We start from the raw sequence: 26,095 nt of genomic DNA, 5'->3' as shown, positions 1-26,095 counted from the left end.
CTAAAATTTATATAGTATTCTATATAGATTCTATGTTAAAATGTTGATAGAAAATTTGTTTCCATTGTTTATACTCTATTGTACGTAGCGTGAAGGACAAACCTTACGCCCAGTTAACTCGGGCGAGGTTTGTCCTTTTTTTACTTTAAGGAGGAATTTACTATGAATAAAGTCTACAAAATTGGAGCAATTGTTACTACATTATGCGTTGCTTGTATCGCTATCTTTACTTTAACTAAAAATGAATCTGTTAACCCAGAGACTGTAACACCAAACAAAACAATTGTGTCAGCTGCAGAAACAAAAGGATCACCCGAAAATATTAAAGATATTTCAAAAGAAGAATTAAAGCAAAAAATACAATCCCATGAAGAGTTTATTGCGTATTACTATCAACCAACTTGTCATTATTGTAAAAAGGTAGCACCAGATATCAATAGTATGTCAAAAAAGCATGATAGAACCATCTATCGTATTGATATCTCTACGCCGGAAAATCAAAGTGCCTTTCAAGAGTTCGACATTCCTGGTACTCCAGTTGTTGTAGCTTATAACAGAGGGGAAGAAATTGAACGCCTAGAAGGTGCAGTGTCAGCTGCTACATATGACGGATTCTTTGCGAGACGTAATTCGAGCGCTAGTTAAAATAGTGCTTGTTTTTCTTTGTAAAAAGGAGGAATTTACATGCAACAAAACGCCCGTATTTATTCTTTAGACATAATAAGGGGTATAGCCATACTATGTATCCTATTTGCTAATCTACCTACTATGACGGGGCTAGATTCCTTTAATCAAGCAGGTTACTCCGGTACAGATAAAGTGATTCGTTTTTTTATAGATTTGTTTATACAAGCAAAATTCTATACTATTTTTGCGTTCTTATTTGGAGTAGGATTTTATATCTTTATAAAAAACGCGGAAGCAAAAGGCTATTCTATATATAAGCTGTTTAGCCGTAGATTGTGCATTTTACTACTCTTTGGTTTACTCCACTTTATCTTTCTATGGTATGGAGATATTCTACACGCATATGCCTTAGCTGGTTTTATCCTATTGTTCTTTTATAAGCGATCTACAAAGCTTATTTTTATAGTTGGCTGCATCTCTCTACTTGTTAGCTATACATTACATGCTATTTTATTTATACAAGCAAGTTCTTCTATTTCTGGAGTACCAAGTTACTATCAATATATGTTTACAGGCAACACTACCAATCACACGGTAAATCTATTTACACATTATTCACATCAAGTAAAAGCTCGTCTGTTCTTTTTAATGACCGAGGAATTTCAACAATTACTAATAGGAATTCCGGAATATATAGGCTTATTTTTAATTGGTTTATGGGCTGGTAAGAAAGATATTTTTAAAAAGGTACCGGAATTAATAAAGGAAATTAGATTTATCCAGTGGAGTTCGTTATGCATTTCATGCCTTCTCTCTTGTCCTATTATCTACTATTTTATAAATACGGATGTCTATTATTCTCAGGATATAAAACTATGGATTTTATTTGAAGGGAAAATGCTAGCTATCTTCTATATTTGTACTCTACTTAGAGTTTGTGAGAATAAAAAATATATAGTATGGTTGCATCCTTTTATAAACGTAGGCAAGTATGCTTTAACGAATTACATTAGCCAAAGTATACTAACTCTTGTCATTCTTTCGTTGTACTTTAAAGATGTCTCACAGGTATATTACTGGCAACTATGTATCTTCGGGGTTTTAATTATCTTTGTGCAAATTATATTCAGTAAAATTTGGAGCAAATATTTCCGCTATGGTCCCATTGAATGGATATGGAGAAAAGGAATTTACAAAAAATAACCTATCTTTCACCAGTTTTATGCAATTGACTGAAAAAAATGATAAAATATCATATGAAAGAGTAAAGATATATTTGTGATTGTAAAATGATGTTATTAAAATTAAAGTAGTTCAAGTCAGAGGAAGGCACTTTAGGGTGCTTTTTCTTTATATAGTGTATAAGGAGTACCGTCACATCGCTATAAAGCTAAGAAAATACAACTACCCCCAGAACAAGATTTTGTGCTAATTTGTAATAAAAAAGCTCATTTTTTCGGTTTGAGGGTATCTTCTTTTCCTTAGCTTAATGGCAATGTTTCCGTGCCCCATTATAGGCCATCCCGAAAGGAATGGCCTATTTTTTATGAACGAATATCGGGCTTTTTGAAGATTTCAATGAGGCTAGTGAAGCTATCACTGGCATGACCAGTCTTCATGCCGCGTCTGAAGACTTCCAAAACAGTTGCTGGCAAAGCGATGTCGATGCCAGATTCTTGGGTAGTATGAACAACATGCTCAACGCTCGCCAAGCCCATTGCTAGTCTGTCCACGTCACCAGGGTGCTCACCCTCGTCGAGACGCGGGGTATAGAACTCTACGAATTTCGGCAATGACGACATCATCGCCGAAGCGTATGGTAGGAATTGCTCCGCCGTAATGCCGTTTGCGTTAGCGATTGCAAGAGCATGTAGGTAACTCAGCATTGCCGTCCAGAATATATCCATCTGTATCTGATAGTATAGCATGGCTAATCCGGGGTCCTCGCCCCGGTAATCGGTACTTGTTAACACTTCCAAGGTCTCCCTGTGAGCCTCGAAGACCACTCGCTCACCACTATAGTATGTGTAAGATTCCGATTTACCTATGCCTGACGGTGGAACTTGCACCCCTCCAGTAATATGCAGTGCTCCACGGTCTTCCAACCATTTAGCCGCCTCACGAACTTTTTCCGGGGTATCCGAACTCAAGTTAACGAGCACCTTACCAAATAAATTCTCAGAAGCTGGTTCCAAAATAGAGTACATCACATTGTAATCTGTAAGGCTAAGGATTACCAGCTCGTTAGCAGCTAACGCCTCGTTGACTGTGGAAACCCTGATGGCTCCTTTTGCTACAAGCTGATCTGCTTTACTTGAAGTCCGATTCCACACGGTCACCGAGTACCCGTATTTCAGAAAAACGCCTGCCATCGCCTGACCCATCGGCCCTAATCCTATGACTGTTACTGATTTTCGGTTCCCAACCGTGTTTGTAGTTTCAGAACCATTTTTCTCATTTTGGCTATTACTTTTCAATGAAAAAACCCCTTTCAGATGAAATTAAGTAAATCATAAAGGATTACACTAGTGTCAATGTCAACACAAACAAAAATGGCCCCGGAGCGATTCATCATGCTCGGGACCATGTCTACATTAAACAGTTCTCTTTTTCCTAATCGTTAAAGCGATTTGCCTCTCCAGTAATCTCTTTAATCCATGAAGTGCTTCGATTTGATAATTCACATTACTTAGCTTTTTTTCATACGTTTCCAGCATCTCTTCGCAATATTCATATTCGTCAGGATTTGCCGATTCGCTCTTGAACAATACTTTAATCTCATCTGCTGTTAATCCAAGCTTCAAGTATAACTGAATTGCTTTGACTCGTTCTATAGCCGATTCGTCGAAATCCCGGTAATCGTTCTCCAACCTATCGGCGTTTAGAAGTCCTTTATTTTCATAATGCCGGATGGATCGTATGCTGACATTGGTCAATCTTGCTAGTTCGCTTATTTTCACTCCTAACAAGCCCCCTTGCATGTTCATAATAAATTGATTATACAACGCTGGTTTTCCATTATTATTTCGCCTGAATGAACTTGAAGCATCTGTAAAATAAGTTTTTCCCAAAAAGTAATTTAAAGCAACTCTAGCATAACAAGCAGTTTACAATGGTGTTTGCAAATTCCCTCCCAAAACTCCCCTTTATTTGTGATACAATTCACCGTTCTAGATTTTAAACTATCCTACATGATTTATATACACAGTTTATGAACATATTTCTAGCTAAAACGGACGAAAACTTCACCCATATGAGAATATTTTTTGGGGTTTTTACGAGTATACTGGATTAAGAGGATAAAAGAAAACTGTATGATTTTTAAATCTATCTAGGGGTACAGAAACATCGCCATCAAACTAAAAATACAAATACTTCCAAAACGAAAAAAACAATCCGTTTTCTGTCAAAAATACATGAAATTTTCATCATAGAGTGTTATATAATTCTTAAGTTGATGGGTATGTGACGGTACCCCACATCCATCAAGCTAACCAAGTAAATTACTAGGTACGAAATGATCCTTGTTTCAAAACTAGCAAGTGATAAAACAGTAGACATGCTAAAGAAGCCTATTAAAACGCGATTTTTCGCTAGGCAGCTTTTCTATGCTTCAATGTCGTTTTATACACAATCCCTAGAATATCAAAGACGGTCACATCTACTTATGCCTATGACATTTACGACCGTTCTTTTTGAGCAGTTGATAAAGGCGATGCAAAATTTTTAAAAGTTCTTCTGTGCGAAAAGCTATCGCTTGAAACATCGTAGAATGCTGATGAGTTGTCCATATAAATGGCACCCTAGGCGTTCTCTTTTTATATTTTTGCATTCATCAATTTCAAAGAATGACTTCCATGTTTTAAATAAAATCTCGATTTGCCAACGTAAAGAGGGGTACAGCCGAGATACGAATAAAAATAAGTCATAGACTCACTTTTATTCCTAAATTAATTTTATTTAACTTATAAGAAGGATTATTTCTACTATTGGATGAGTGTTTTATGAATAAATTACACAATTATCAAAAAATTAAATATAGGATTAAACATACATACCTATCAACTGAGGATAGAAGCGTATGTTTAATCAACTTAAAGCAGACCAATGGAATTGTTTTTTTGAGGGCGGTGTAGTGCGAAAACTATTACTCATATAAACAATAGATGAGTATATCCAGTTTTACAATAACGAATGTAATCAATAAAAATTAAACGGCTTAATCCCATTAGAATATAGGATTTAAGCCGCTTAAGCTACAGGTATAAACTAATTCACTAATGAATGTAATTTAAAACTCTTCATTACATTTGATATTTCGTTATAAATGCTATCATACATTCTTTTAAAATTCTTATTTTCATAATATTCAACAGGACGTTGACTTGCACAAATATATCCATAAATTAAATTATCGGTTTCATACAACTTTATAAGTGGACCAGATTCAATATAATCAGTTACTTCCGAGTTATTATCAAAAATTAAAATGCTACAAATAGGGAATTCTCCCCCTTCAATATTCGTAACAAAACTAATTGTCCCTTTCGCAATTTCGTCAAATGGGTCTCGATTCACATACACATGGTCCATCCAAATAGTAGGGATTTGTAAAGTAAAAGGATACTGTTCATCTCTATATTCTTTTGTTAAGCTCGAATTATCAGAGTAAACCAATATATTGGTTTTTTGAAAACTAGTTTGTTTTATATAGTCCATCTGTTTTTCTGCTGCAAAAATTACGGAATCTCCCCATAAAGTTTGACTAAATAAAATACTTACGCCAAGAATGTAAGACCCTATTGTTTTTAAGTTTAAATTCATTATGCTACCTCCATTAAATTAAGAGTACGTCTCATTTCCTTTTGACTTACTATACGTCCTAATAGATTTGGTTTTCTAGTTGAAACTTTAGTCTGATATAGCAAATAAAGTGTATAATAAGTTGCTAATAATATACGATGAAATTTTTATTCAACTTTTACATGATAGTCAATCTTTTCTTGTTCCTCAGATGTGATTGTTGATGAACGTTTAAAGCTTCCAAGTGTAATAAGTAATACTGCTATAACCAATATTGGCACCAACCATTTCATTGTATTTTTTACCATCAAACTGCACTCTCCCTTTTATTAGTTAGATTTCCAAGATCCGTTCCGCCTTCCATCCCCAGCCCCATTCATTTTATTCTTTTTTTCATCTCTAACTAAAGCTTGTACTCCGCCATAAAATACTGGGGAATCCTTATAAATAACGTTATAACCATCTTCTTTTAAATTTTTCTGTACATTGAATGGTAATACATTTTCGGTATACAAGTAATCTTTTTCAAAGGTAAATCGCGGTTCATCTACAATATCTTGTAAAGCGGAATTTCTATGAAAATATTTATCTAATACTAATGTTAAAATTTGTGGGATTCGATTCCCTCCTGGTGATCCAATACCCATAATTTCTGTTCCTTTTTTCTCTAATATTGTAGGAGCCATAAATGTTCTTGACCGTTTACCCGGTTCTCTTTGATTTGGACTATTACTAAAATTAGCTAGCTGATTATTTAGAAAAAAACCTTCCATATAAGCTCCAGTACCAAAAAAATTACTTAAAGTATTCGTCACAGAAACAACTGTTCCATATTTGTCCATAACAACAAAATGTGTTGTACTTTCGTGTTCCTCTTCCAGAGGTACTATATTTTCCTTTTTAATTAATCTTGATAGATATTGATGACTAATCCATTTTTGTGAGTACATTTGAGAAAATTTAGGATCACCTATTGTTTGAACCCTATCTTGATAGGAAACCTTTGTGATTTCACCCATATTTTTCATATATGCCTCTAAATTATTAGCTCTACTATAAGTATTAGTGAATTCAGTTTGTTTTAGCATTTGGAGTAATGTTACCCCAGAAAAAGGTGGCGGAGCCGTATAAACTGTATATCCACAATATTGCCCAATTACGGGTTTCCTCTCTTCAACCTGATACTTGTTAATATCGCTCAAGGGGATATTAGTCATTTTATTAAGTTCTTTGGCTATATCACCCTGATAAAATGCCGAAGTTCCTTTTTCTTGAATATTTTTTAAAGTATTGGACAATTTTTTCTGAATAAGTTTTTTCCCCTTAGTAATTGGATCTCCATCAGGATAAAAAATATTTAGCTTTTTCGAATAAATCCGATGAGATGCACCAGCCAATCGAGAAGAAAGTATATCGTCTACTTCAAATCCATTCTCAGCGTAGAAGATGGATGGTTTCAATAATTCTGACATTTCTATAGATCCGTATTTTTTATGGGCAAATTCCATTCCCGCTACGAATCCTGGAATTCCTGTATTACCTGTATTATTAATTTGAGAGGGGGCCACTTCACGGTAGTCTATAAAATTACTTTCCCCATGTTCATTTAAAATTAACATACCACCTCCACCACCTAATCCTGAAGCGTAAGGTTCTACAACTCCCAATATATATGAAATTACTATTGCCGCATCAATTGCATTTCCTCCTTGTTGTAAAATTTTCATTCCCTCATCTACAGCAAGAGGATGGGAAGCGCTTACTCCGTATGCAAAATCTTTCTTTATGCTTTGCTTTTTTTGTAAGTTATCTTTATTATAAACTAAGTAAAATATTAATATTATTAAAGAAAGAATAAGTATTAATTTTAAAGCACGTATTTTATGAAAGAAATTCAAACTACTATCTCCTTATCTTTGTGATTGATTAGCTCTTTCATTCTTGTGGTTAAGAATACGTTGGTGATTTACAGTAATTTCTATCTTTCCCTCTTTTTCATTCCATATTGATTCATTCTTTGTTTTTTTTGTAAGTTGGCGATTAATCCTTTCCGTATCCCACCAACCAGCTACTGGACGTGGTGTTCCTTCTTTAATTTTTAAAGGTACTATTTCAACTTTTGCTAATCCGTTATTTTGTAAGTGGTATTGTACCAACGCACTATCTTTTGTTCTTGTCCATCCTTGATCAAAAATAAAATTTCCTAAGCTATAAAATATAATACTATTTTTATACACTTCAAAAGATTGGAGAACGTGTGGATGATGACCAATAATAATATCCGCACCTGCATCAACCATTGCTTTTGCTAATGCTTTTTGTCTTGGATTTGCTTCAGTATCATATTCATCTCCCCAGTGCGCATTAACAATTACCAAATCTGCATTTCCTTCTTTAGATTTTTTAGCTTTTCTAATAAGTTCAAAAAATATATCCGGATTCATATTCAGTACACCAGCCTGTTCCTTTGTTGCAATAAACCCATCCACATATGCATCTGTAAAACCAAGTGAAGCAACTCTTACACCATTTAAATCTTGATATACAATATTTTTAGCGTCTGTTAAATTTCCCCCGGCTCCTATGTAATCTAAGTTTTCTTCCTTAAAAACTTGTAAGGTATCCCTTAATCCTTTTTCACCATAATCCATCATATGGTTATTTGCTAAATTTAAAATTGTAAAACCAGCCTCTTTAGTAGCTGCAACTGCTTGCCTTTGTGTTTCTAGGTGAATATATTTCTCTGCTTTTTCATATTGTTCCTTGGTTTTTAGTAAAACAGGATTTTCAAAGTTACCACTAACGTAATCTGAATTCTCAAAGTATGGCAAAGTGTATCTGAAAACATAAGTAGGACCATAACGTTCGGAGATTTCTTTTATATTTCGTCCCATCATTACATCACCAACCATCGTCATCGTAAATATTGCTTCTGTATTAACAGGTATCGATTCCGTTGCTTTAGTACGTTCAAAAAATGAAAAACAGATTAACGCTATTGAAATACCTAGTAATGTAGTTAATGTATATAGAGTGTTTTTTTTCTTAGTTTTTTTACTAAAAGCTAAGAGCTTTTCTTGAAATGTTAAATTTTTTTTCATTTTTCTCTCCTTAAAATAGATAATAAACGTTTAAAATTCCGAAGGTAAGACCACTTAATAAAAGTGTACTACCCATAGTTAATGGCAAACCTTGTTTTTGGATTGTATTAGCAATTAACCCTGGGACAATGACACCAATACCTCGAAACTCATAAACTTCAAACGGCATTACAGGATACAAGTAATCAAATATAAGTTTTAAGCAAATTCCAGTAATAAGCATTGCTGCAAATTTTCGACGGCCATATAAAATTGTAAAACGTGCTATACCATGTGTTACGATTAAGTACGTTAAAATACTGATAAGTAATACTAGTAACATAAATACAGGCTGATTAAAAATGAGGGATAAATAACCAGCTACAACTAATCCTGAAGGTAATATTCCCGTTTTTTCTGTATATATGAGGCTTAAGGTTACACCTAATACTAATGCGATATATAAATCTGATCCAAACATTACTTCCCCTCCATAAATTTTTATGTTTTTAGCTCACTTGGCTTACTAACTCTTCTTCTATGATTGCATCAATAAATGGTATAGCTGCTCCATGAATATTTCCTATACCATATACAATACGACCTCTTATATACGGGCGCATAGCGTTCATAATTTCCTCTGTTGACCTACCTTCTAAATCAACAAACAAATTTGCTGGTATTAAGCCTTTCTCATGAAAATCCTTAATAGGAGCGGTTGTCTCTCCTATGGCTAATAATATTTCTGCCTCAATATACGGTAATACATCCCTCGCAAACTGTTCAGTTCTATCTACACGATCCGCTCTGCAATTCATAATAATAATGGGCGCTTTCTCGCTATATTTAAAAGAACTTACTCTTTCCCAAATACGTAAGGTTGATGATGCATCATTTGCTGCAAATCCATTTACAAAAAATGATGGTTCTACCGTTTCTCCAAATCGTGTAATTCGCATTGCACCAGGATCTGGTTGAGCATTTAACATACCACGAAATGCTGTTTCTTCATTAATGCCCATTGCTTCGGCAACAGCTAAGGCAATCGATGCATTATCAGGGAATACCATATAATCAAATTTTCGTAAAAATTCATCTGAAATTTTTGAGTTATCTGCAGTTATTACCTTTGTATTTCTTTGTTTAGCTACCTTTTTGAAATACTCTAAATAATCGCTTTCGATTGTTACTAAATAACCATTGTATGGAATTGTTGCCGTAAATGCATCTGCTACCTCATTAAGTGTAGGCCCCATAACATCCATGTGGTCCTCTAAAATATTGACAATGACACCGATATTCGCATTAATCATTATATTCTGAAAAATAATTTGGTAATCTGGCTGAACAGCCATACATTCACATACAAGAGCATCTGCTTCTAAATCTGCTACTTCTTTTATTACTCCCCGCTGTTCACCAATATTAGGTCCTTCTTTTCGTCGCTTTATTGGTGACTCATCTTTGGTAAACCAATAAATCATTCGTGCGGATGTTCCAGTCGTTTTTCCCACAACCTTATAATTAGCCTCTTTCACAACCCCGGTAATTAATCTTGTAACAGTGGACTTTCCTCGAATTCCATTTACATTGATTCTGACTGGTATTGAATGTAACCTTTTTTGATGCAATATACGCTCCCAAATACCATAAGTTAATAGAATTACTACACATAATACTATAGTTAGTATCATTTACAGTTCCACTCCTTCTAGAATCTTAATAATCCTACAACACACCCCCATACATTGATTAGATATGGTTAATCCATGAATTACGTAAAAATATGTTTTTACGTTGCTCATTTAATTTACTATATAAAAGAAAAGGACATTAGTAATTGTTTCCGTATAGATAAATAAAAAGCATACCGTAGTAACTTTTCGGAAATTTCTAAGGCTTCTCTTTGTGACTATACTTACATAAATGTAATATTTAGTAAATTGATAACGTTTGTATTGAAAATTCAGAATATTTAAAGGCGTATTTGGATTACTATAATAATGATATTTATAAGGGGTTATTTTTTAACTATTTAAGATTGTAAAGTTTCTTGTCTCTCTTCTATATGGGGTCACCATACATGCCCATCAACTTAAGTAATTTTAATACCCCTACGTACCAAAAACGTTATTCTTTCTAAACAAGCTAGATTAGAAAGGATGACGTTTTCTTATGAATCTACCGATTCAAGATGAACTACAACCATTTGCGGAAGAATTACAACGATATGTGACTCCTGTATTTTTAGAAGAACTTGCAAGAGAAATCGAATTTATAAAACGAAAACGTAAGTTTTCTGGATCAGACTTAACTACCATTTATATTTGGATCAGTCAACAGGTGGCAAGTGATCCCTTAGTCCGATTATGTAGCAGGCTTCATGCAGCTACTGGTACTTTACTCAGCCCTGAAGGCTTAAATAAACGTTTAAATGCTAAAGCAGCCTTGTTTTTACAACATATTTTTTCTTTACTATTACAGCAAAAAGTATCTGAACAAACGCAATTTTCTAACCGCCTCTTCTCTTATTTTGGACGAATTCGTATCCTAGATGCTACCGTATTCCAGGTGCCAAATGCTTTAGAGGGTGTATATCCAAGCTCTGGAGGCTGTGCTCAAACAGCCGGAATCAAAATTTAATTAGAATATGATCTGCACAGTGGAGAATTTCTTAACTTTCAAGTTGGACCAGGAAAAATAACGACAAAACATTTGGCACAGAGTGCTTAAATACTTTACGACCTGGAGATTTATGTATTCGTGATTTGGGTTATTTTTCACTGGAAGGCTTAGATCAAATGGATCAACGAGGTACATACTATATTTCTCGTTTAAAATTAAATACGAATGTATATGTGAAAAATCCAATTCCAGAATACTTTAAAAATGGAGCCAATAAGAAACAATCGGAATATATACAAATCGATGTGAAACAGATTTTGAAACAACTACTGCCTGGAGAAACATTTGAATTAAAACATGCTTATATTGGTGATAAACAACAACTATTTGCACGTGTTATTTTTAATCGATTAACAGAAGAGCAACTTCAAAACGAAGAGCGAAGATTGGGGAAAAGAAAAATCTAAAAATAGAACGTACTCAGAGAAAAGTAAATATGAACGTAGGCAAGTATGCTTTAACAAATTACATTAGCCAAAGTATACTAACTCTAGTCATTCTTTCGTTGTACTTTAAAGATGTCTCACACGTATATTACTGGCAACTATGTACCTTCGGGCTTTCGGTTATCTTTGTAAAAATTATATTCAGCAAAATTTGGAGTAAATATTTCCGCTATGGTCCTATTGAGTGGGTATGGAGAAAAGGAGTTTACAAGAAATAGACTATTTTTCATCAGTACATGTAATTAACTGAAAAAAGTGATAAAATATTATATAAACGATTAAAGATATATTTATGATTGTAAAATAATGTTATTAAAATTAAAGTGGTTCAAGTCGCAGGAAGGCACCTTTGGGTGTCTTTTCTTTATGCATAAAAAAGCCTCATCTTCCTATAGAAAAGATAAGGCCTTTATATATTATTTATTATCCGATTCATCAGTTAACCTATTTGGCTTTTCCAAAAAGACCACCTGTGTCCCATTCTCCACCATAATACGCATACTTCCTAGGTGAACCATTAATTAACTAATAATTTCCTTATACATTATATCAGCTAGGGTACATGGAAGTATAACAAATTATTTATATAACTTATTTTATTAATGAATATATATATATAAAAGACACCGAATAATTCCTTAGCGTACGCTAAGCAAATTTTCATAGAAAAAAAGCCGTTTCCTCTAAGTTTAGAGATAATCGGCTTTTTCTTTGTAAATCAAAACAATAAAATCATATGAAACCTATAAATATATATTATTACATAAAATATGATTCTTAGTATTCTATAATCAATTAATCCTCATCATACAAATTATCTACAGATTCTTGTAAAGAATCTAATAGATAGTCGCTGAAGTTTTCATAAGTAATGGCATACAGTTCCTTTGAAAAACGACTCCAAAAGACAACAGGGCACTCACCATCTTTCATTTGATTGGTATCTAAACATGTCACAGTACCATCGATATCATTTAAAACAATGTATTGTTCAGGAAGGTTATATGTTTCTCTATATAACTTAGTGTAGTAAACAACGGAAGAATCCGCAGCTGTTGTCTCACAACCATGGATATCCATACCATCCAGTCCGCCGCTACCATACTGTTTTAAAAACCAATGATAACTGTTTGGGAAATTAATGTTTAGCATTTGTGCTGCTTCTCGAATTGTACCTTCATTTACCCCTCCCATAAAATCGCCATCTTTTTCATATGTGGTAATAATTGAAATAATCCTGTCATTCATCTTTTTATTTCCCTTCTAAATGTTCTCGCCCTCTCATTTTCCAATATGGGTCCCGCCAACAAAAAGCGAATTTCGTACGCTAAGAGATCATCGGTTTCTTACTGTTTAGTTGTTTCTAGTGGTTGTAGAGAGTCTACTGGTGCACTTTCTCTTTTGCTAAATCGGTATTCTCCTAGAAAGTTAATGTGTTTCCACCCTACTGGAGAACTATGTTTTAATAATTCTTTATCAAATTGTTCTTTTTTCTTCAAAGCTTTTATTGCTTCACTTAAATAAATAGTATTCCACATACTAATTGCATTAATTAAGAGGTTTAGTGCACTACTTCTTGGAAGTTGATCTTGTAGCGCTCTTTCTCGTAATTCACTATGTTTTCCAAGGAAAATAGTGAAAGGCAAGGCGATGAATACATTTACAAAATGACAAAACTGTAAGAATACACGAATGTTTGTAAGAAAGTTCGATGTTTTCCTTTTTCTTTTTTTATTATAGTAAAAAAGAAGGACGAAATATTCTCTTATGTAGGAAAGGAAGATAATAATGATTGATCTATTAAATAAATGGATGTTAGAAAGTACAGGCAATTTCAATATCGTTGTAGGACTTACAGCACTTCTATTTTTGGGTTCAGTAATTGCACTTAGTATTATTTACAAAAAAATTGGTAAACCAGATGAAAGAACAAATGCTATTTATTTAAAAATTACTTCTCGTATGTTTACTACTCAAATTCTAATGAATGCTATATTTATTTCTTTAGTTGGTAAAGATATTGAGAATTCCCGTCAAATCTTTATATTATTTGAAGCTTTTGTATTCTTTATTGGAGCTATCTATTCGTTTAAATTATATAGACAGGAATATAAATAATTCACTTGCAAGAAACAATAAAAAAACAGTAGTGTATAAATGAACTACACCTCCAATTGTTAGACACAGTCTAACAATTGGAGGTGTAGTTTTTTTATGACTAAATTTACTTCAGAAGACAAAATGAATGCAGTAATACATTATCAAGATGGAAGTGAGAGTATAAAAGATATTGCGAAATCATTGGGAGCGAATCACGAAGTGGTTCGCATGTGGATAAAACAATTTGAATATCATGGAATCCGGGCCTTTGAAAAAGGCTATACAACGTATTCTGCACAGTATAAACTAGACGTACTAAATTATATGTTCGAAAATGGGACGTCTCCAAACGAAACGGCAGTCATTTTTAATATTTCTTCACCTGGACTTATTAGAAAATGGCGTATCCAGCTACATCAAAAAGGAGTAGACGCCCTTAAATCGAAGAAAAAGGGGCGTCAATCTATGACTAAGGACAATCAAAAATCAATTAAGAAACAAACACAAACAGAAGAGTCAGTAGAAGCATTACAAGCTGAATTGGAGCGTTTGCGTATGGAGAATGCTTATTTAAAAAAGTTGAATGCCTTAGTTCAAAACAAGGAAAAATCACCAAACAAGATAAGGCGCAAGTAATCTATGAACTAAGGAAAGCATTTCCGGTGCAGGCACTTTTAAAATTAGCAGAACTCCCACGAAGTACATATTATTACTGGATACAGAATTCTAATCGGCCAGATAAAGATAAAGAGCTAAAGATCTTAATTCAAAACATTTACGATGAACACCAAGGTCGTTATGGATATCGCCGTATTCGCGATGAGTTAATGAACCAAGGACACAAAATCAACCATAAAAAAGTTCAACGAATTATGAAAGAGTTAGGTTTAAAGAGTCTAGTTCGTATGAAAAAATATCGCTCGTATAAAGGACAAGTAGGTAAGATTGCGCCAAATATTTTAGAACGTAATTTTAAAGCTGAAAAGCCGAACGAAAAATGGGTTACAGACATAACAGAATTTAAATTATGCGGCGAGAAGCTCTACTTATCACCGATGTTAGATCTATTTAATGGAGAGATAATCGCTTATACAATTGATTCAAGACCAACCTATTCACTTGTATCGAAGCTGTTGGAGAAGTCTTTTCAACAATTGACAGAAGAAGACGAACTCCTTATTCACTCTGATCAAGGCTGGCATTATCAAATGAAGAAGTATCGGCACGCCCTAAAGGAACGCAAGATTACGCAAAGTATGTCTCGTAAAGGGAACTGTTACGATAATGCGGTTATTGAAAGTTTCTTTGGTATTATGAAATCTGAATTTCTTTATCTAAAAGATTTTGAAAGCATAGAACACTTTAAACAAGAATTTGAAAAATATATCGATTATTATAATCACAAAAGAATTAAGGCAAAACTAAAAGGCATGAGTCCGGTACAATATCGAACTCATGCCCTAAAGGCTGCCTAATGAAACGACCTGTCTAACTTTATGGGGTCAGTTCAAAATCACTACTGTTTTTTATTATGCATTTTCGAAAGTAAACTTTTGTATATTAGTTTACTTTCATTTCTCCTTAATCATTGACTTCACACCAAGTCTTTTAAACATCCTCAATTTACATAATAAAAGTGTACATTCAAAATACCATAAATAATATGTATATATTAAGTGTAAAAAAGCTACACTTAATATATTTTAAATTGCTCACTATGATTGAGAATTGCATGACCCACAGTTTGTGCAAGCCCCATTTGAACCTAATTGCCAACGACCATTAATAGTTGTATTGCTTACCATATTTCCATTATTATCAAAATACCACCACTGACCTAGTGAACATACCCATCCTTTAGCCACTCTATTAACATTTGGATCTGAAGCTGGCAGATTTCGATCTCGTAAATATCTATATTGTATGTTTCCTGTATTATTTTTTATAAACCCTGACCAAATTCCATCTTTATCTGCAAAAAACGAATTCCCCCCACTTACTGGGAACCATCCACCTTTTCTTACTCCATTCTGGCAAAAAACCCAAACCCCATTAACTAATCCCCAACCATTTGGACTTGAACAAATATCTAGACTTGATGTATCAATGCCCTTAATTCTCCAATTACAAGTAAATACATGAGTACATGCACTAGCACCTTGCCAATTAAATATACGATTAATATGAACATGAGGAATTGGAGTACCATCAAATTGTCCTAATTGTGCTAAATTTGCGATAGCATCCCCTGCATTAACTTGTTTTCCAGCACTTACAAGTGGTTGAACATGAACATATTCAGTGACAAATTTATCATTACCTAAAATACCTAAGTAACCTGGTAATGCCCATTGTACAACTCCTGATTCTATAGCATACACAGTTGTATTATTAAAACTAGCACCATTAAATAAAAAGTCTCTACCAGGATGAATTGAGCTACACTCTTTAACTTTTTGAATTACTTGTGACGTTTTAAAAGGTAAAAACTGATATTCTTTAAAAGGTACCTGATTATCAATTATATAATTTGGAGGACAAGGCAAAGCCAATTTTAAAACCCCCTTTTTAAATTAAAAATAGTCTAGGCATAAATATAATTTATTCACTTCAAATAAATCGGTTAATTCAAAAATGTATTTTCCTCCTTATTTTAAGATCTAAATGATATTCATCACTTTATAAATCTTAAAATATTTATTTTTATATATTTAAATTAAGTGATTCTACTTTTTTAAAAATTAACATAAATTGTATAAATACCTAACTTATAAAGGAGATTAGATAAAATGCTCAACAATGAGGTTTATTTACGTGCTGTAGATATATCTGGTGAGTACACTGGATGGATACAAATTGACGGTTTTCAATCAGACACATTATACCTAACAATTCAGTCAAACGGTGTTGTAACAGGAACTATATACGATGGATCGAAACCAGGTCAATTTATTAAATTAGCGATTCTAACTGGAACTTATGACATGAATACAGGAATGATAGTCCTTAACCAAGTTGTAAGTGGCACTGAAAGCCCTTTTATATTTAATGGGATCATTTCTAGTCCAATTAATCCACATGGAGTAAATCGTTTTTCTGGAACAGTATTTCATAATTTTAGTGTATGGGGATGGATGGCGGTTATACAACCTTTACCAAGGTTACCAAGCTTAAAATATTAACGTACAATTTTCTTTTTTTAGGTAATGTATTGATCCTAATAATAAAACTTTGTAGGGTCCCCCAAAAATCTGGGGAACTCTACTTCCAAAACTCGAACCATTTCTTATCCTTACTCGCTGCAATCATCTTTTTAACTTCCTGAACTTCTCTAATCGTGTGCATGAGCATTTCATCGCGGCCCTGGTTCTTTCGCTATGTCTTCCCTAGAATTCGTCGCTATAAGCTTCTGGGAATCCTGTATCGATTGTATAGCGCTTAATAATTTCGATTCTCGTTGTGCAAATCGCTGATCTTGCTCTATTAATCGTTTAGTTAATTCCTGGATTAATTCATTTTGCTTTTCAATGACTTCTTTTTGCTCTTCAATCATCACCTGTAGCGGTGTAGCGTTGAAATCAGGTTCTTCATAGCGCTCAACTTCATGTCGCTCCAATGGCAACACTTCAACAACTTGATGCCATGATACTATTTGTTTTGTAGCATGTCTGATAATTAAGCAGCTTAATTGAAAAAAGGAAACCCGTTAGGGTTTATTTCGTATGCAAATCTTTAAAGCACCTACATATAGGATTTCGAAAAAAGAAATAATCTCGCTTATCGTTGACGTTACATGAGCTTAGCTTGATGGCGATGTGAAGCTAACCCATATATCAGAAATAGACTTTATTATCTTTCGTCTAAATGTCTGGATATCTACTTTTCTCAAATCACTTATAAGACTGTTTTTTTCCATTTTCGTATTTTAGTTCTGAAATTCGTGAATGGAGCAACTGTATTGATATGCACCCATTTCCAAATAGGCCACTTTGCTTTTGTTGTGGCCCATTTTCTTTGTTCTGGTTGGAATAATTCTACTTCAGAAAGATCATTTATCCAATCGACTAACATTTGAACTAACTTTGTTAATTCTTCCTCCTGCTGTTTTAAGGTTAACCTGCCATATTGCTCATAAAAAGATTGATAAAGCCCACCTAAGTTATTCCATTTGTAGTCAGGAGTAGGTGTTTGTACGTCAAGTCCACATTGTTCGTCTTTTTCCCATGATAATAACAAGTTAATCCACCCCAATTGATAAGAAAGAATTTCAGAAGGAGTTTTGTCCACTTCAGAGATATGTTTACCTCTCAAATTTTCAGGAATCACTTTAAATTCTTCAATAAATTTCTTATAAGCTTTATCGATTGATTTAATTAATTCTTCAGCATTAGCGTACTGTTTCATAATACTTTCACACCTTTATTTTTGATACCTTCAGCATATGGTTACTGGTTTACATTCAACGAAACTAAAAGAATCCTAAATAAATAAGATTCTTTTAGTTTCGTTGAATTTTATTTATCTTAGTTTACTAGTTCACTTGACGATGATGTGTTTGTTATTCTCCGCCTTTATCTTTCTTGGTTATCATAATATGTTTTATCTGCGTATTTTTTATCATTTCCTCTTAGATAGGCTAAGATTATTTTTGGATTTTTAAGTAAAGCCCAATCACCATATGTATCAAATCTTCTACATGAAGTTATCATTCCATTTTTAATGGTACCGAATTTCTTATTATTTTGTTTTCCCCATTTTTTTAACCGTTTAGCAAAATCTGCATCTTCTGCCATAAGCATATTTTCATTAAATCCATTGATTGCCATAAAGTCTTTTCTATAGCACCAAAAAATCCCTACAGATACAGCTCCATACTTAAAAAGTAAGGGGATTATTAATAACATTGCGGAAACGAATATTCCTAAAGATATCCTTTCAAATTTTCCAGTTACCCCACCGCCAATGTATTTACTTGAAGCTAAATATTTATCTACATTAGACAACATAGATTCTGTCATTTGGGTATCAGCGTCTATAGTAATGATTATTTCTCCACTAGCTATTTTGGCTCCTGCATTTCGAATTTTGGATAAGTTTTTATCGTTGTTTTTTAATGTAATACAATTATAAGACTTTGCTATTTCTTCTGTTTTATCTGTGCAACGATTTAAAACAACTATAACTTCAGTTTGATCTTTATATGCTTCTGATGCTTTTGCAATCGAATCTAAACATTTTTTAATATACTTTTCCTCATTGTGTGCAGGGATTATAATAGAAAATTTCACAGCTTCTTTTAAATAGATTCCTGAAGATTTGTTTGTTTCAGTCATAATATTCCCCCTTTTTCATAAAGCGAATATATACCATATATAATATATATTAACATTTATAGGGTTTTATTATAGGGGGTAGCACGCAAATTTTAACATTTGTATACCCTAAGGGATTCTCAAACACCACCTCAATATACTACTGCTGCAGTACATCCATCTATATGTAGCCATGTTTACTCTGGACTAGATTTCCAAGAGGGACTATTATCAATACAAATAGAGCTCTTGGTATACCTAATGGTACTGTAAAGAATACATTTGTAGTAGAAGACATGGGGGATGTAGCATCTGTTTTTATTCATAAATATCTATATAAACGAGCTGAGGTGAAGTGAGCCTAGCTCAGTTCTCTTTTAAATTTCATTTCTCATAATTTACTTTAATTATTATAATTTCCCTTAATCAATTAAACTATCATATAATAAGTACTTAATTATACTGGAGAAAATCATAGATTTTATATCAAGAGTAACATCCGGATATTATTAGAGTTTATATATTAAAAATCAAATATAAAGAGGTGTACTTAATGAATTCGCAAGGTTCACCCTTATAATCTATTTCAGGGAAGCTATTTATGGCACTTTGAGTGCCAAATACTACTTGCTGTCGTCGATAGGTGCTTAATAATTCTTTAAAGACTTTTATAGCACGTTTATGACAGTCGGCATTAGACTCTCCTCCCATTAAAGAAGAGTCGGGGTCTCAGAATAACTTTTATATCAAAGAGAATAATTCTTTATCCGACATTCGTCCCTCTTCAGCAATAAAAATTCTCTCTTTCAAGTCCTCAAATACTAAAACTTCTTGTCCTATTTGCTTCGCTAACTGCTGAACAGTTAGAATTGAACGATTGTATGGACTTGAGGTAACAACGTCGATTACCTTGTAATGCATCTGTTATTCGTTGAACATCTAATTTTCCTTTTTCAGTTAATCCTCTTGTTTTTTCTTTTCCAGATTTCGGTTAACCCCCATATATCACCATATATATGGAAGTTTTCGTAATTCCCTCCATTTTTTAAATTTCTTTACGATTAGGAGATTTATGTATTCATGATTTGGGTTATTTTTCATTGGTAGACTTAGATTAAATGGATTAACGAGGTACATACTATTTTTCTCGTTTGAAATTAAACACGAATGTATATGTGAAAAAATCTAAACCTGGATATCCCAGTCAGTAGCCGGGATTAGATTTGGCTTACTACGTTAGGGGAAATTTCCAAATCAGTAAATAGTGGAATAAATCTCAATAAAATATACACAATAAACATATTGAAAAGTTTTTTCGAGGGGAGTCTATGTTGTGTTTCCTATTTTTAAATTTTTGAAACAAGGACGTTATTCTATAGATAATCAAGACAATAGAACTTCAAATATACAGAAAGAAAATGTAGAGAATCATAACATCAACTGTGACTTATTCCAAAACATAAATAATCTTCAAAAAAATTTTCAACAAGCTCCAGATCTGATAATTCGTCAATTTCAACTAGTAAATAAATCAGAAGCTGCTCTAATATATTTATCAGGATTAACAGATACACAATCTATTCATAATAATATACTGTCCCCTTTGATGCATACAACGTTTGAAATTAGTAATGGTCTTCCTGTCACAATAGGAGAAGTTCAAATAATTAATACTTGGAATCAATTCGAAAATGCTATTTTTCAAGGGGACAGCATATTATTAGTTCACGGTCTAGACGCAGGATATCAACTAAATACAAAAGGGTGGCCACAAAGAGATATAACAGAACCTAAAAATGAAATCTCTCTAAAAGGGACTCATCAAGGATTTGTAGAAACGTCTAGTCAAAATATAGCTTTAATACGAAGGTATATTCCTAACAGAGAATTAGTATTAAAAGAGGTTTTTATTGGTAGTAGAGGAAAGACCAAAGTATCTATTTTATATTTAAGAGATGTAGCTTCTGAAGATGTACTTAAGGAATTGGAAACTAGAATTCAAAATATTGAGGTGGACTCGATTATTAATACTGGTGAAATAATTGAGTTTATTGAGGATAACCCTTATTCACCATTTCCACAGTTCATCTTGACCGAAAGACCTGATTCAACTGTATCTCACATTCTTCAGGGGAGATACGTCATTGTTGTGGATCGAAGTCCAAATGTATTGATTGCCCCCGTAAATTTCATTTCTTTCTTTCAAGGGATAGATGACTACAACACACGTTGGTTAGTATCTTCCTCTGTTAGATTACTACGTTTTATAGGTTTTTTTATAGCTTTATTATTACCTGCAACATATGTAGCGTTTATTTCATTTAATTATGAAGTTATCCCTGTACAGCTCTATTTATCAATTGCAGAATCAAGAGAACGTGTTCCGTTTCTTCCAGTGATAGAAGCTTTACTTATGGAGATTACCTTAGAAATGATGAGAGAGGCTGCCCTTCGTTTACCCACTCCCATTAGTCAGACCGTAGGGATTGTTGGAGGTATTGTGATTGGACAAGCTGCTGTTCAAGCAGGGATTGTGAGTAATATTATGATTATTATTGTTGCTGTTACAACTATAGCTTCTTCTATTGTTCCTAATTATGAAATGGGTTTGGCAATAAGATTATTACGTTTTCCTATGATGTTATTAGCTGCTTTATTTGGAATGGTAGGAATTATTATCGGGTGGATGACTATAATTGCACATCTTGTAAGTTTAGAATCCTTAGGTACTCCTTATGGTAGTCCTTTGTCCCCTTTTCACATTTCAGGTATGAAGGACACGTTTGTTCGCTTTCCTTTGTGGTCAATGAAGAGAAGATCCAAAAATATTACAAAGAATCACAAAGAAACTAATCCTGATAAAGGGTGAAAATATGAAAAAATATGCACATAATGACATCACTGTCATGCAATATATTTTTATTATTAATGCCTCACAAGTGGGAACTGGAGTCCTATCCCTTCCAAGGGTACTTGCAGAAAAAGCTGGCACAGATAGCTGGATAGCACTATTTATTGGATGGTTTTGCGCTATGACCTCCAGCATTTTACTAATTCAAACAGCGAAACACTATCCCAATGATACCTTATATGAAATTCTTATTCGATTTTTTGGGAAAATCATTGGTAGCATGATAATTATTCTTTATATGATATATTTTGCTTTTTACGCATGGACAGTTCTAATTAATGGCATGCTTTATATTAAGGCATGGCTTCTTCCAAAAACAGCCGACTATATTATTTTGTTTTTGTTCTCTATTCCAACCTTTCTGGTTGCACGCAATGGTGTTCGGATAATAGGTCGATACTGTGAATTATGTTTTTATATGACAATGTGGATTCCATTTTTTTTCTTCATACCATTAAAAGATAGCAATTGGTTACACTTTCTTCCATTATTAAAGGAGGGCTGGAAACCTATATTTTCGGCTGTTCCATCTACTATCTTTTCCTTTATAGGATTTGAAATGGCATTTTTTCTGTATCCTTTTTTACAAAAAAAGCAATATGCAACGCAAGGCATTATTATAGCAAATACCTTAACATTTGTATTTTATCTATTTACTATAGTTATTTGCTTTTTATACTTCAGTCCAGATGCAATTTTAGAGTTTAATCAACCCGTACTAAACTTACTTAAAGTTATTGAATTTCGTTTTTTAGAACGGTTTGACATGATTTTATTATCTATTTACTTACTTGTCGTCTCTACTGCATGGATTCCTTGTGTATACGGAGCTGCGTTTTGTTCTAGTCGAATAATTGGAAAACAAGATCATACTCTTCAAGTATCTATTTTATTATTGGCAGTAATTATAGTAACGTTTTGGATTCATCCCTCATGGAATGAATCTGAACTATTTCAAAATCTCACATCGAAAGGTGGACTTGTATTAGCTTTCTTATTCCCTGTATTTTTATGGATATATAACTTAATCTACAAAAAATACTTTCGGAGGGAAGCACATTGAAGCAAAAAATATTATGTTGTGTTTTAATTCAACTACTGTTACTCACAGGGTGTTCAGATTCAGACCAAATGAATGTAGAAGATGTTACACTCACGCTTATACTGGGTTTAGATTTGGATGAAAATGATAATTTGAAAGTATACTTATCCAGTCCTGTTTTCAATAAAGAGGCTAAGATTAAAGAGGAACAATATGGTGTAAAATCTGTTACTGTGCGAAACTCTCGTGAAAAATTTGATACCATGGTTATGGCCTTGACATCAGGGAGCAAGACACAACTTATTTTGATTGGTAAACGACTTTTAAAACAAAAGAAGTGGGCTGATTATTTAGATCCTTTTTATCGAGATCCCAAAAACACGGTTACTTCAAAAATTGTTGCTGTGGATGGACCTGTTTCAGACATAATTTATTATGCTCCTAAAAATAAACCTCGTCTTCCTATATTTTTGACAAAACTAATTGAGACTGGACATAGAAGAAATATTACTGTAAAAACGACTCTTCAAGATTTTCATAACCAAACAAAAGAAAAAGGAATGACAGCGAGTGTAAGTGTACTTAAAAAGGATAATAATTTAAAGTTGACAGGTTCTACATTACTTGATGAACAGAATAGATATAAGCTAACTATTACACCAAAAGAAAATTTATTATTAAACATTTTACAAAATAAGATACAGGGAGAATTTCCATTTACTATTGCTATACCGCTACAATCTGAAAGCAAAGAAAAACATTGGTTAAGTTTTAATGCTCAAGGTACCAAAGTAAAAACAAGCGTACAATACAAAAAAAATTTTTTGTTTAATATAAATGTACATACGAGAATTTTAATTTCAGAACGAATGTTCCCTTTTAATGTTAGGGATAAAGCGGAGAGATTAGAAAAAAGCATTGAAAAGGAGTTGGAAAGTGATTTAGAACATTTCATAAAGAAAATGCAAAAAGCAGAAATTGACCCTATAGGATTTGGAGTGTATGCACGAGCGTATACATATAAGGATTGGAAAAGGGTCCAAAAGCAATGGGGAAAAGCATTATCGAAGGCTGATGTTAAAGTTAATGTACATGTTAAAATTGGTGGAATGGGTACAATCAAGTAAGATGAACTCAAAATAATAATTTTTAAGCACTTCTTGGGTAGCACCACACATCCATCAACTTAAGAATTGTATAACACCCCCAAAACGATAAAATTGTACATTTTCACTTGGAGATGTCAATCTTATCGTTTGGAGGTATTTGCTTTTATTAGCTTGATGGTGAGATTTTACTTCTCTATATCCAATAAATTATTAATTTCTCTGATAATACATGACCATTCTTCCACATTGAGGTCAATCATTTTAGAGTGCTCTGCGGATGGGATTTTCACCATTTTCACCTAATCTTCTGAAGCATCTGCCACACGCTTGTAGTTATAACTAATTCCAATTGGCACATTAATGTCGAGTGATCCGTGAATAAGAACTTGTGGAACCTGAAGGGGCAATAATTGAATTGGAGAAGCCTCCTCATAACGCTTCGGAACCTCTTTCGGTGTCCCGCCTAACAAATCAGTTACAGGATGATTATTTTCTTTACCGAATTCTGATAGACGTAAATGATGGACATCATCTATTAGTGCAAGATCGTTAACTCCTGCTAAGCTTATCGCTCCCTTAAGAGAAAGCGGTTGATCAGTAGTTCTTAAAACACTATTTTCCGGTAGTTTCTTACGACCCACTAACCATAAAGCCAAATGACCTCCTGCAGAATGCCCAATAGCAATAACCCGCCCTAAATCAAGAAGATTTTCTTCCGCTATTTGTTGTAAATAGTCGGTCGCATTTGCAGCATCAATTAAAGAGCCTGGCCATCCTCCATCTTCATCGCCAACACGATGAAATTCAATGTTCCAAGTCGCTATACCCCTTGACGCAAAATCTTTTGCTACAGGTTCCATCATATCTAGGCCCCAAATATTTTTCCAAAATCCACCGTGCAGAACAATTGCAACTGGATAAGGCCCCTTTCCTTCTGGGAGACGCAGATCCCCAAACTGCAACTGATTTTTTCCATAAGCAAATCGTTTATTTCGTATACTTATAAGAGCACCTCCGTGTTTTTCTTTATGATTTTTCATCTAGAACCTAAACGTAGTTAGGGTATTCTACAAGAACACCCATCTTTTGGCTGATGTATACAAGCAACAAATTCATACATATGAGCATCGGTGTTTTTATTAATTAATCCGTCACGATCTAAAAAACTTGCCTTCTTTTTCGCCAAATTGCTCTCTCCTTACCTACAAATTTTCTATCAAAAAATCTGAAGTATAACAACTATTAAGTTCATACTAGCATGAACGACAAATGATACTAGTAACCTATTAGTACGTACATATATTGCTGCAAGTACAAGTCCAATTAGAAAATATCCAAATACAAAAGGAAAATCAAAATGCATGATTGAAAAAAACAATGAACTAATTAATATACAACCAATTTTATTAAATTTACGGCTTAATATATTTATGACCGCGTAACGAAATACAAGTTCCTCAACTAGCGGAGCAAGAATTACAATTGATACAAGAGCAAGAGGAGAAATGGCTACAGATTCAATATTACTTGATGTATTTACTGATTGTGTCGTTAAGTGAAATATACTTTTATCCAACATACTACCAATTGTCTGTGCTAAGAATACTGCAATTATTCCTACTAAAATCCAACCGAATGCTACTTTTGAAAATTTAATCGATAACTTCGAATCTTTCATCGCTTCTTTCTTATATATAAGAAAAATGAATATTAATATGAGTGAAAACCCTATTAGTTCCCAATGAACAAGTAGTTGCTGAATTGCTTGCTGTTGATTCCCCTGAATATCATACCAGCCTGTCTTCGCTAGCAATTGTACTCCTATTATTCCAACAAATTGAGTCATTATAAAATATATGAGTATGATATAACCTGATTTATGTAAATTACTATTATTCATTTTATTATATTCACCTTTCACTTTTAGCGTCTTATTTATTATATATATTGATTATATGATAATAAAACAAATGTTTATGT

At 33.3% G+C, this 26,095-nt stretch carries 23 protein-coding genes and 7 pseudogenes; 11 read left to right on the top strand and 19 right to left on the bottom strand.

The features are described from left to right. The first annotated feature begins 162 nt into the window (after positions 1 to 162). Together MR112_RS27330 and MR112_RS27325 are read left to right on the top strand one after the other, a co-directional pair. On the top strand, positions 163 to 645 hold the full coding sequence (locus MR112_RS27330; RefSeq protein WP_242245842.1) for a thioredoxin family protein: 483 nt from the start codon (positions 163 to 165) through the stop codon (positions 643 to 645). Between the two features lie 39 nt (positions 646 to 684). Further along, on the top strand, positions 685 to 1,830 hold the full coding sequence (locus tag MR112_RS27325) for a DUF418 domain-containing protein (protein WP_242245841.1): 1,146 nt from the start codon (positions 685 to 687) through the stop codon (positions 1,828 to 1,830). A gap of 341 nt (positions 1,831 to 2,171) precedes the next feature. Here MR112_RS27325 and MR112_RS27320 read toward each other — a convergent pair whose 3' ends face one another. The 9 genes and pseudogenes from MR112_RS27320 to pgsB form a co-directional block, all read right to left on the bottom strand. Continuing rightward, positions 2,172 to 3,104, bottom strand: a complete 933-nt coding sequence (locus MR112_RS27320) for an NAD(P)-dependent oxidoreductase (protein ID WP_242245840.1) — start codon at positions 3,102 to 3,104, stop codon at positions 2,172 to 2,174. A gap of 117 nt (positions 3,105 to 3,221) precedes the next feature. After that, positions 3,222 to 3,587, bottom strand: a complete 366-nt coding sequence (locus tag MR112_RS27315) for a MerR family transcriptional regulator (RefSeq protein ID WP_098396319.1) — start codon at positions 3,585 to 3,587, stop codon at positions 3,222 to 3,224. A 633-nt stretch (positions 3,588 to 4,220) separates the two neighbouring features. Next, positions 4,221 to 4,542 (bottom strand): annotated as a pseudogene (locus MR112_RS27310) (transposase); the annotation flags it as partial. A 354-nt stretch (positions 4,543 to 4,896) separates the two neighbouring features. Then, the gene (locus MR112_RS27305) at positions 4,897 to 5,451 is read right to left on the bottom strand and encodes a hypothetical protein (RefSeq protein WP_242245839.1); all 555 of its coding nucleotides are present in this window, start codon (positions 5,449 to 5,451) and stop codon (positions 4,897 to 4,899) included. Between the two features lie 146 nt (positions 5,452 to 5,597). Further along, positions 5,598 to 5,738 (bottom strand): CapE family protein, encoded by a 141-nt coding sequence (locus MR112_RS27300; protein ID WP_370658503.1) that lies wholly within the window; start codon positions 5,736 to 5,738, stop codon positions 5,598 to 5,600. 21 nt (positions 5,739 to 5,759) lie between these two features. Beyond that, the gene (locus tag MR112_RS27295; RefSeq protein ID WP_242245837.1) at positions 5,760 to 7,328 is read right to left on the bottom strand and encodes a gamma-glutamyltransferase family protein; all 1,569 of its coding nucleotides are present in this window, start codon (positions 7,326 to 7,328) and stop codon (positions 5,760 to 5,762) included. 12 nt (positions 7,329 to 7,340) lie between these two features. After that, the gene (locus tag MR112_RS27290) at positions 7,341 to 8,531 is read right to left on the bottom strand and encodes a CapA family protein (protein ID WP_242245836.1); all 1,191 of its coding nucleotides are present in this window, start codon (positions 8,529 to 8,531) and stop codon (positions 7,341 to 7,343) included. 10 nt (positions 8,532 to 8,541) lie between these two features. Continuing rightward, a complete protein-coding gene (gene pgsC, locus MR112_RS27285) occupies positions 8,542 to 8,991 on the bottom strand; it encodes a poly-gamma-glutamate biosynthesis protein PgsC (protein WP_242245834.1) in 450 nt (149 codons plus the stop codon). Between the two features lie 28 nt (positions 8,992 to 9,019). Continuing rightward, positions 9,020 to 10,204, bottom strand: coding sequence for a poly-gamma-glutamate synthase PgsB (gene pgsB, locus MR112_RS27280; RefSeq protein WP_242245824.1), 1,185 nt, complete (start codon positions 10,202 to 10,204; stop codon positions 9,020 to 9,022). Positions 10,205 to 10,685: 481 nt separating this feature from the next. Here pgsB and MR112_RS27275 point away from each other — a divergent pair. Together MR112_RS27275 and MR112_RS27270 are read left to right on the top strand one after the other, a co-directional pair. Continuing rightward, positions 10,686 to 11,630 (top strand): annotated as a pseudogene (locus MR112_RS27275) (IS4 family transposase); the annotation flags it as partial. 1 nt (position 11,631) lies between these two features. Beyond that, a pseudogene (locus MR112_RS27270) lies at positions 11,632 to 11,859 on the top strand (DUF418 domain-containing protein); the annotation flags it as partial. 577 nt (positions 11,860 to 12,436) lie between these two features. Here MR112_RS27270 and MR112_RS27265 read toward each other — a convergent pair. Both MR112_RS27265 and MR112_RS27260 read right to left on the bottom strand, forming a co-directional pair. Next, complete coding sequence (locus MR112_RS27265) at positions 12,437 to 12,889, bottom strand: SMI1/KNR4 family protein (protein WP_255772786.1); 453 nt, start codon at positions 12,887 to 12,889, stop codon at positions 12,437 to 12,439. A 98-nt stretch (positions 12,890 to 12,987) separates the two neighbouring features. Continuing rightward, positions 12,988 to 13,290: pseudogene (locus tag MR112_RS27260) on the bottom strand (Tn3 family transposase); the annotation flags it as partial. Positions 13,291 to 13,429: 139 nt separating this feature from the next. Here MR112_RS27260 and MR112_RS27255 point away from each other — a divergent pair. Continuing rightward, a complete protein-coding gene (locus MR112_RS27255; protein WP_242245815.1) occupies positions 13,430 to 13,759 on the top strand; it encodes a 6-aminohexanoate hydrolase in 330 nt (109 codons plus the stop codon). Positions 13,760 to 13,855: 96 nt separating this feature from the next. Continuing rightward, positions 13,856 to 15,216 (top strand): IS3 family transposase gene (locus tag MR112_RS27250; RefSeq protein ID WP_242245813.1). Its coding sequence is split into 2 segments (ribosomal slippage): positions 13,856 to 14,312 and positions 14,312 to 15,216, totalling 1,362 coding nucleotides; the frame shifts between segments, so codons are not numbered across the junction. 240 nt (positions 15,217 to 15,456) lie between these two features. On the opposite strand, the gene MR112_RS27245 is transcribed toward MR112_RS27250, so the two are convergent. Further along, entirely contained in the window at positions 15,457 to 16,293 is an 837-nt protein-coding gene (locus MR112_RS27245; protein WP_242245811.1) for a M23 family metallopeptidase, read from the bottom strand. A gap of 237 nt (positions 16,294 to 16,530) precedes the next feature. Here MR112_RS27245 and MR112_RS27240 point away from each other — a divergent pair, with 237 nt between their 5' ends. After that, positions 16,531 to 16,923, top strand: a complete 393-nt coding sequence (locus MR112_RS27240) for a hypothetical protein (RefSeq protein WP_242245809.1) — start codon at positions 16,531 to 16,533, stop codon at positions 16,921 to 16,923. A 79-nt stretch (positions 16,924 to 17,002) separates the two neighbouring features. Here the strand turns inward: MR112_RS27240 and MR112_RS27235 are convergent. The 4 genes and pseudogenes from MR112_RS27235 to MR112_RS27220 form a co-directional block, all read right to left on the bottom strand. Then, positions 17,003 to 17,408, bottom strand: a pseudogene (locus MR112_RS27235) (DUF3967 domain-containing protein); the annotation flags it as partial. 227 nt (positions 17,409 to 17,635) lie between these two features. After that, a complete protein-coding gene (locus tag MR112_RS27230) occupies positions 17,636 to 18,145 on the bottom strand; it encodes a ClbS/DfsB family four-helix bundle protein (protein WP_242245807.1) in 510 nt (169 codons plus the stop codon). 167 nt (positions 18,146 to 18,312) lie between these two features. Further along, a complete protein-coding gene (locus MR112_RS27225) occupies positions 18,313 to 19,074 on the bottom strand; it encodes a glycosyltransferase (protein ID WP_242245805.1) in 762 nt (253 codons plus the stop codon). A gap of 579 nt (positions 19,075 to 19,653) precedes the next feature. Continuing rightward, positions 19,654 to 20,095: pseudogene (locus tag MR112_RS27220) on the bottom strand (histidine phosphatase family protein); the annotation flags it as partial. Between the two features lie 10 nt (positions 20,096 to 20,105). On the opposite strand from MR112_RS27220, the pseudogene MR112_RS29025 reads away from it, so the two are divergent. From MR112_RS29025 to MR112_RS27205, 4 genes and pseudogenes are all read left to right on the top strand, one after another. Next, a pseudogene (locus tag MR112_RS29025) lies at positions 20,106 to 20,252 on the top strand (IS4 family transposase); the annotation flags it as partial. Between the two features lie 134 nt (positions 20,253 to 20,386). Continuing rightward, the gene (locus tag MR112_RS27215) at positions 20,387 to 21,922 is read left to right on the top strand and encodes a spore germination protein (RefSeq protein ID WP_370658502.1); all 1,536 of its coding nucleotides are present in this window, start codon (positions 20,387 to 20,389) and stop codon (positions 21,920 to 21,922) included. Between the two features lie 4 nt (positions 21,923 to 21,926). Next, complete coding sequence (locus MR112_RS27210; RefSeq protein ID WP_242245803.1) at positions 21,927 to 23,027, top strand: GerAB/ArcD/ProY family transporter; 1,101 nt, start codon at positions 21,927 to 21,929, stop codon at positions 23,025 to 23,027. Continuing rightward, on the top strand, positions 23,024 to 24,133 hold the full coding sequence (locus MR112_RS27205) for a Ger(x)C family spore germination protein (protein ID WP_242245801.1): 1,110 nt from the start codon (positions 23,024 to 23,026) through the stop codon (positions 24,131 to 24,133). The genes MR112_RS27210 and MR112_RS27205 overlap by 4 nt, the downstream gene beginning before the upstream one ends. A gap of 281 nt (positions 24,134 to 24,414) precedes the next feature. Here the strand turns inward: MR112_RS27205 and MR112_RS27200 are convergent, their stop codons facing one another. The 3 genes from MR112_RS27200 to MR112_RS27195 are packed head-to-tail and all read right to left on the bottom strand — an operon-like array spanning position 24,415 to position 26,015. Continuing rightward, complete coding sequence (locus MR112_RS27200; RefSeq protein ID WP_242245791.1) at positions 24,415 to 25,155, bottom strand: alpha/beta hydrolase family protein; 741 nt, start codon at positions 25,153 to 25,155, stop codon at positions 24,415 to 24,417. A 17-nt stretch (positions 25,156 to 25,172) separates the two neighbouring features. Next, positions 25,173 to 25,301, bottom strand: coding sequence for a hypothetical protein (locus MR112_RS28840; protein WP_255772785.1), 129 nt, complete (start codon positions 25,299 to 25,301; stop codon positions 25,173 to 25,175). Positions 25,302 to 25,331: 30 nt separating this feature from the next. Further along, positions 25,332 to 26,015: a CPBP family intramembrane glutamic endopeptidase gene (locus tag MR112_RS27195; protein ID WP_242245789.1), complete on the bottom strand. Its 684-nt coding sequence runs from the start codon at positions 26,013 to 26,015 to the stop codon at positions 25,332 to 25,334. Positions 26,016 to 26,095 lie beyond the last annotated feature (80 nt).

It is taken from the genome of Bacillus cereus group sp. BfR-BA-01330 (assembly GCF_022663885.1).
Lineage (GTDB): Bacteria > Bacillota > Bacilli > Bacillales > Bacillaceae_G > Bacillus_A > Bacillus_A cereus.
This window is presented reverse-complemented; position numbering and strand designations above follow the sequence as displayed.

Coding starts and splice junctions, on each gene's coding strand:
- MR112_RS27325 (WP_242245841.1), top strand. CDS start 685: ATGCAACAAAACGCCCGTATTTATTCTTTAGACATAATAAGGGGTATA.
- MR112_RS27225 (WP_242245805.1), bottom strand. CDS start 19,074: ATGACTGAAACAAACAAATCTTCAGGAATCTATTTAAAAGAAGCTGTG.
- MR112_RS27210 (WP_242245803.1), top strand. CDS start 21,927: ATGAAAAAATATGCACATAATGACATCACTGTCATGCAATATATTTTT.
- MR112_RS27230 (WP_242245807.1), bottom strand. CDS start 18,145: ATGAAACAGTACGCTAATGCTGAAGAATTAATTAAATCAATCGATAAA.
- MR112_RS27265 (WP_255772786.1), bottom strand. CDS start 12,889: ATGAATGACAGGATTATTTCAATTATTACCACATATGAAAAAGATGGC.
- MR112_RS27195 (WP_242245789.1), bottom strand. CDS start 26,015: ATGAATAATAGTAATTTACATAAATCAGGTTATATCATACTCATATAT.
- pgsB (WP_242245824.1), bottom strand. CDS start 10,204: ATGATACTAACTATAGTATTATGTGTAGTAATTCTATTAACTTATGGT.
- MR112_RS27300 (WP_370658503.1), bottom strand. CDS start 5,738: ATGGTAAAAAATACAATGAAATGGTTGGTGCCAATATTGGTTATAGCA.
- pgsC (WP_242245834.1), bottom strand. CDS start 8,991: ATGTTTGGATCAGATTTATATATCGCATTAGTATTAGGTGTAACCTTA.
- MR112_RS27305 (WP_242245839.1), bottom strand. CDS start 5,451: ATGAATTTAAACTTAAAAACAATAGGGTCTTACATTCTTGGCGTAAGT.
- MR112_RS27255 (WP_242245815.1), top strand. CDS start 13,430: ATGATTGATCTATTAAATAAATGGATGTTAGAAAGTACAGGCAATTTC.
- MR112_RS27290 (WP_242245836.1), bottom strand. CDS start 8,531: ATGAAAAAAAATTTAACATTTCAAGAAAAGCTCTTAGCTTTTAGTAAA.
- MR112_RS27330 (WP_242245842.1), top strand. CDS start 163: ATGAATAAAGTCTACAAAATTGGAGCAATTGTTACTACATTATGCGTT.
- MR112_RS27240 (WP_242245809.1), top strand. CDS start 16,531: ATGCTCAACAATGAGGTTTATTTACGTGCTGTAGATATATCTGGTGAG.
- MR112_RS27200 (WP_242245791.1), bottom strand. CDS start 25,155: ATGAAAAATCATAAAGAAAAACACGGAGGTGCTCTTATAAGTATACGA.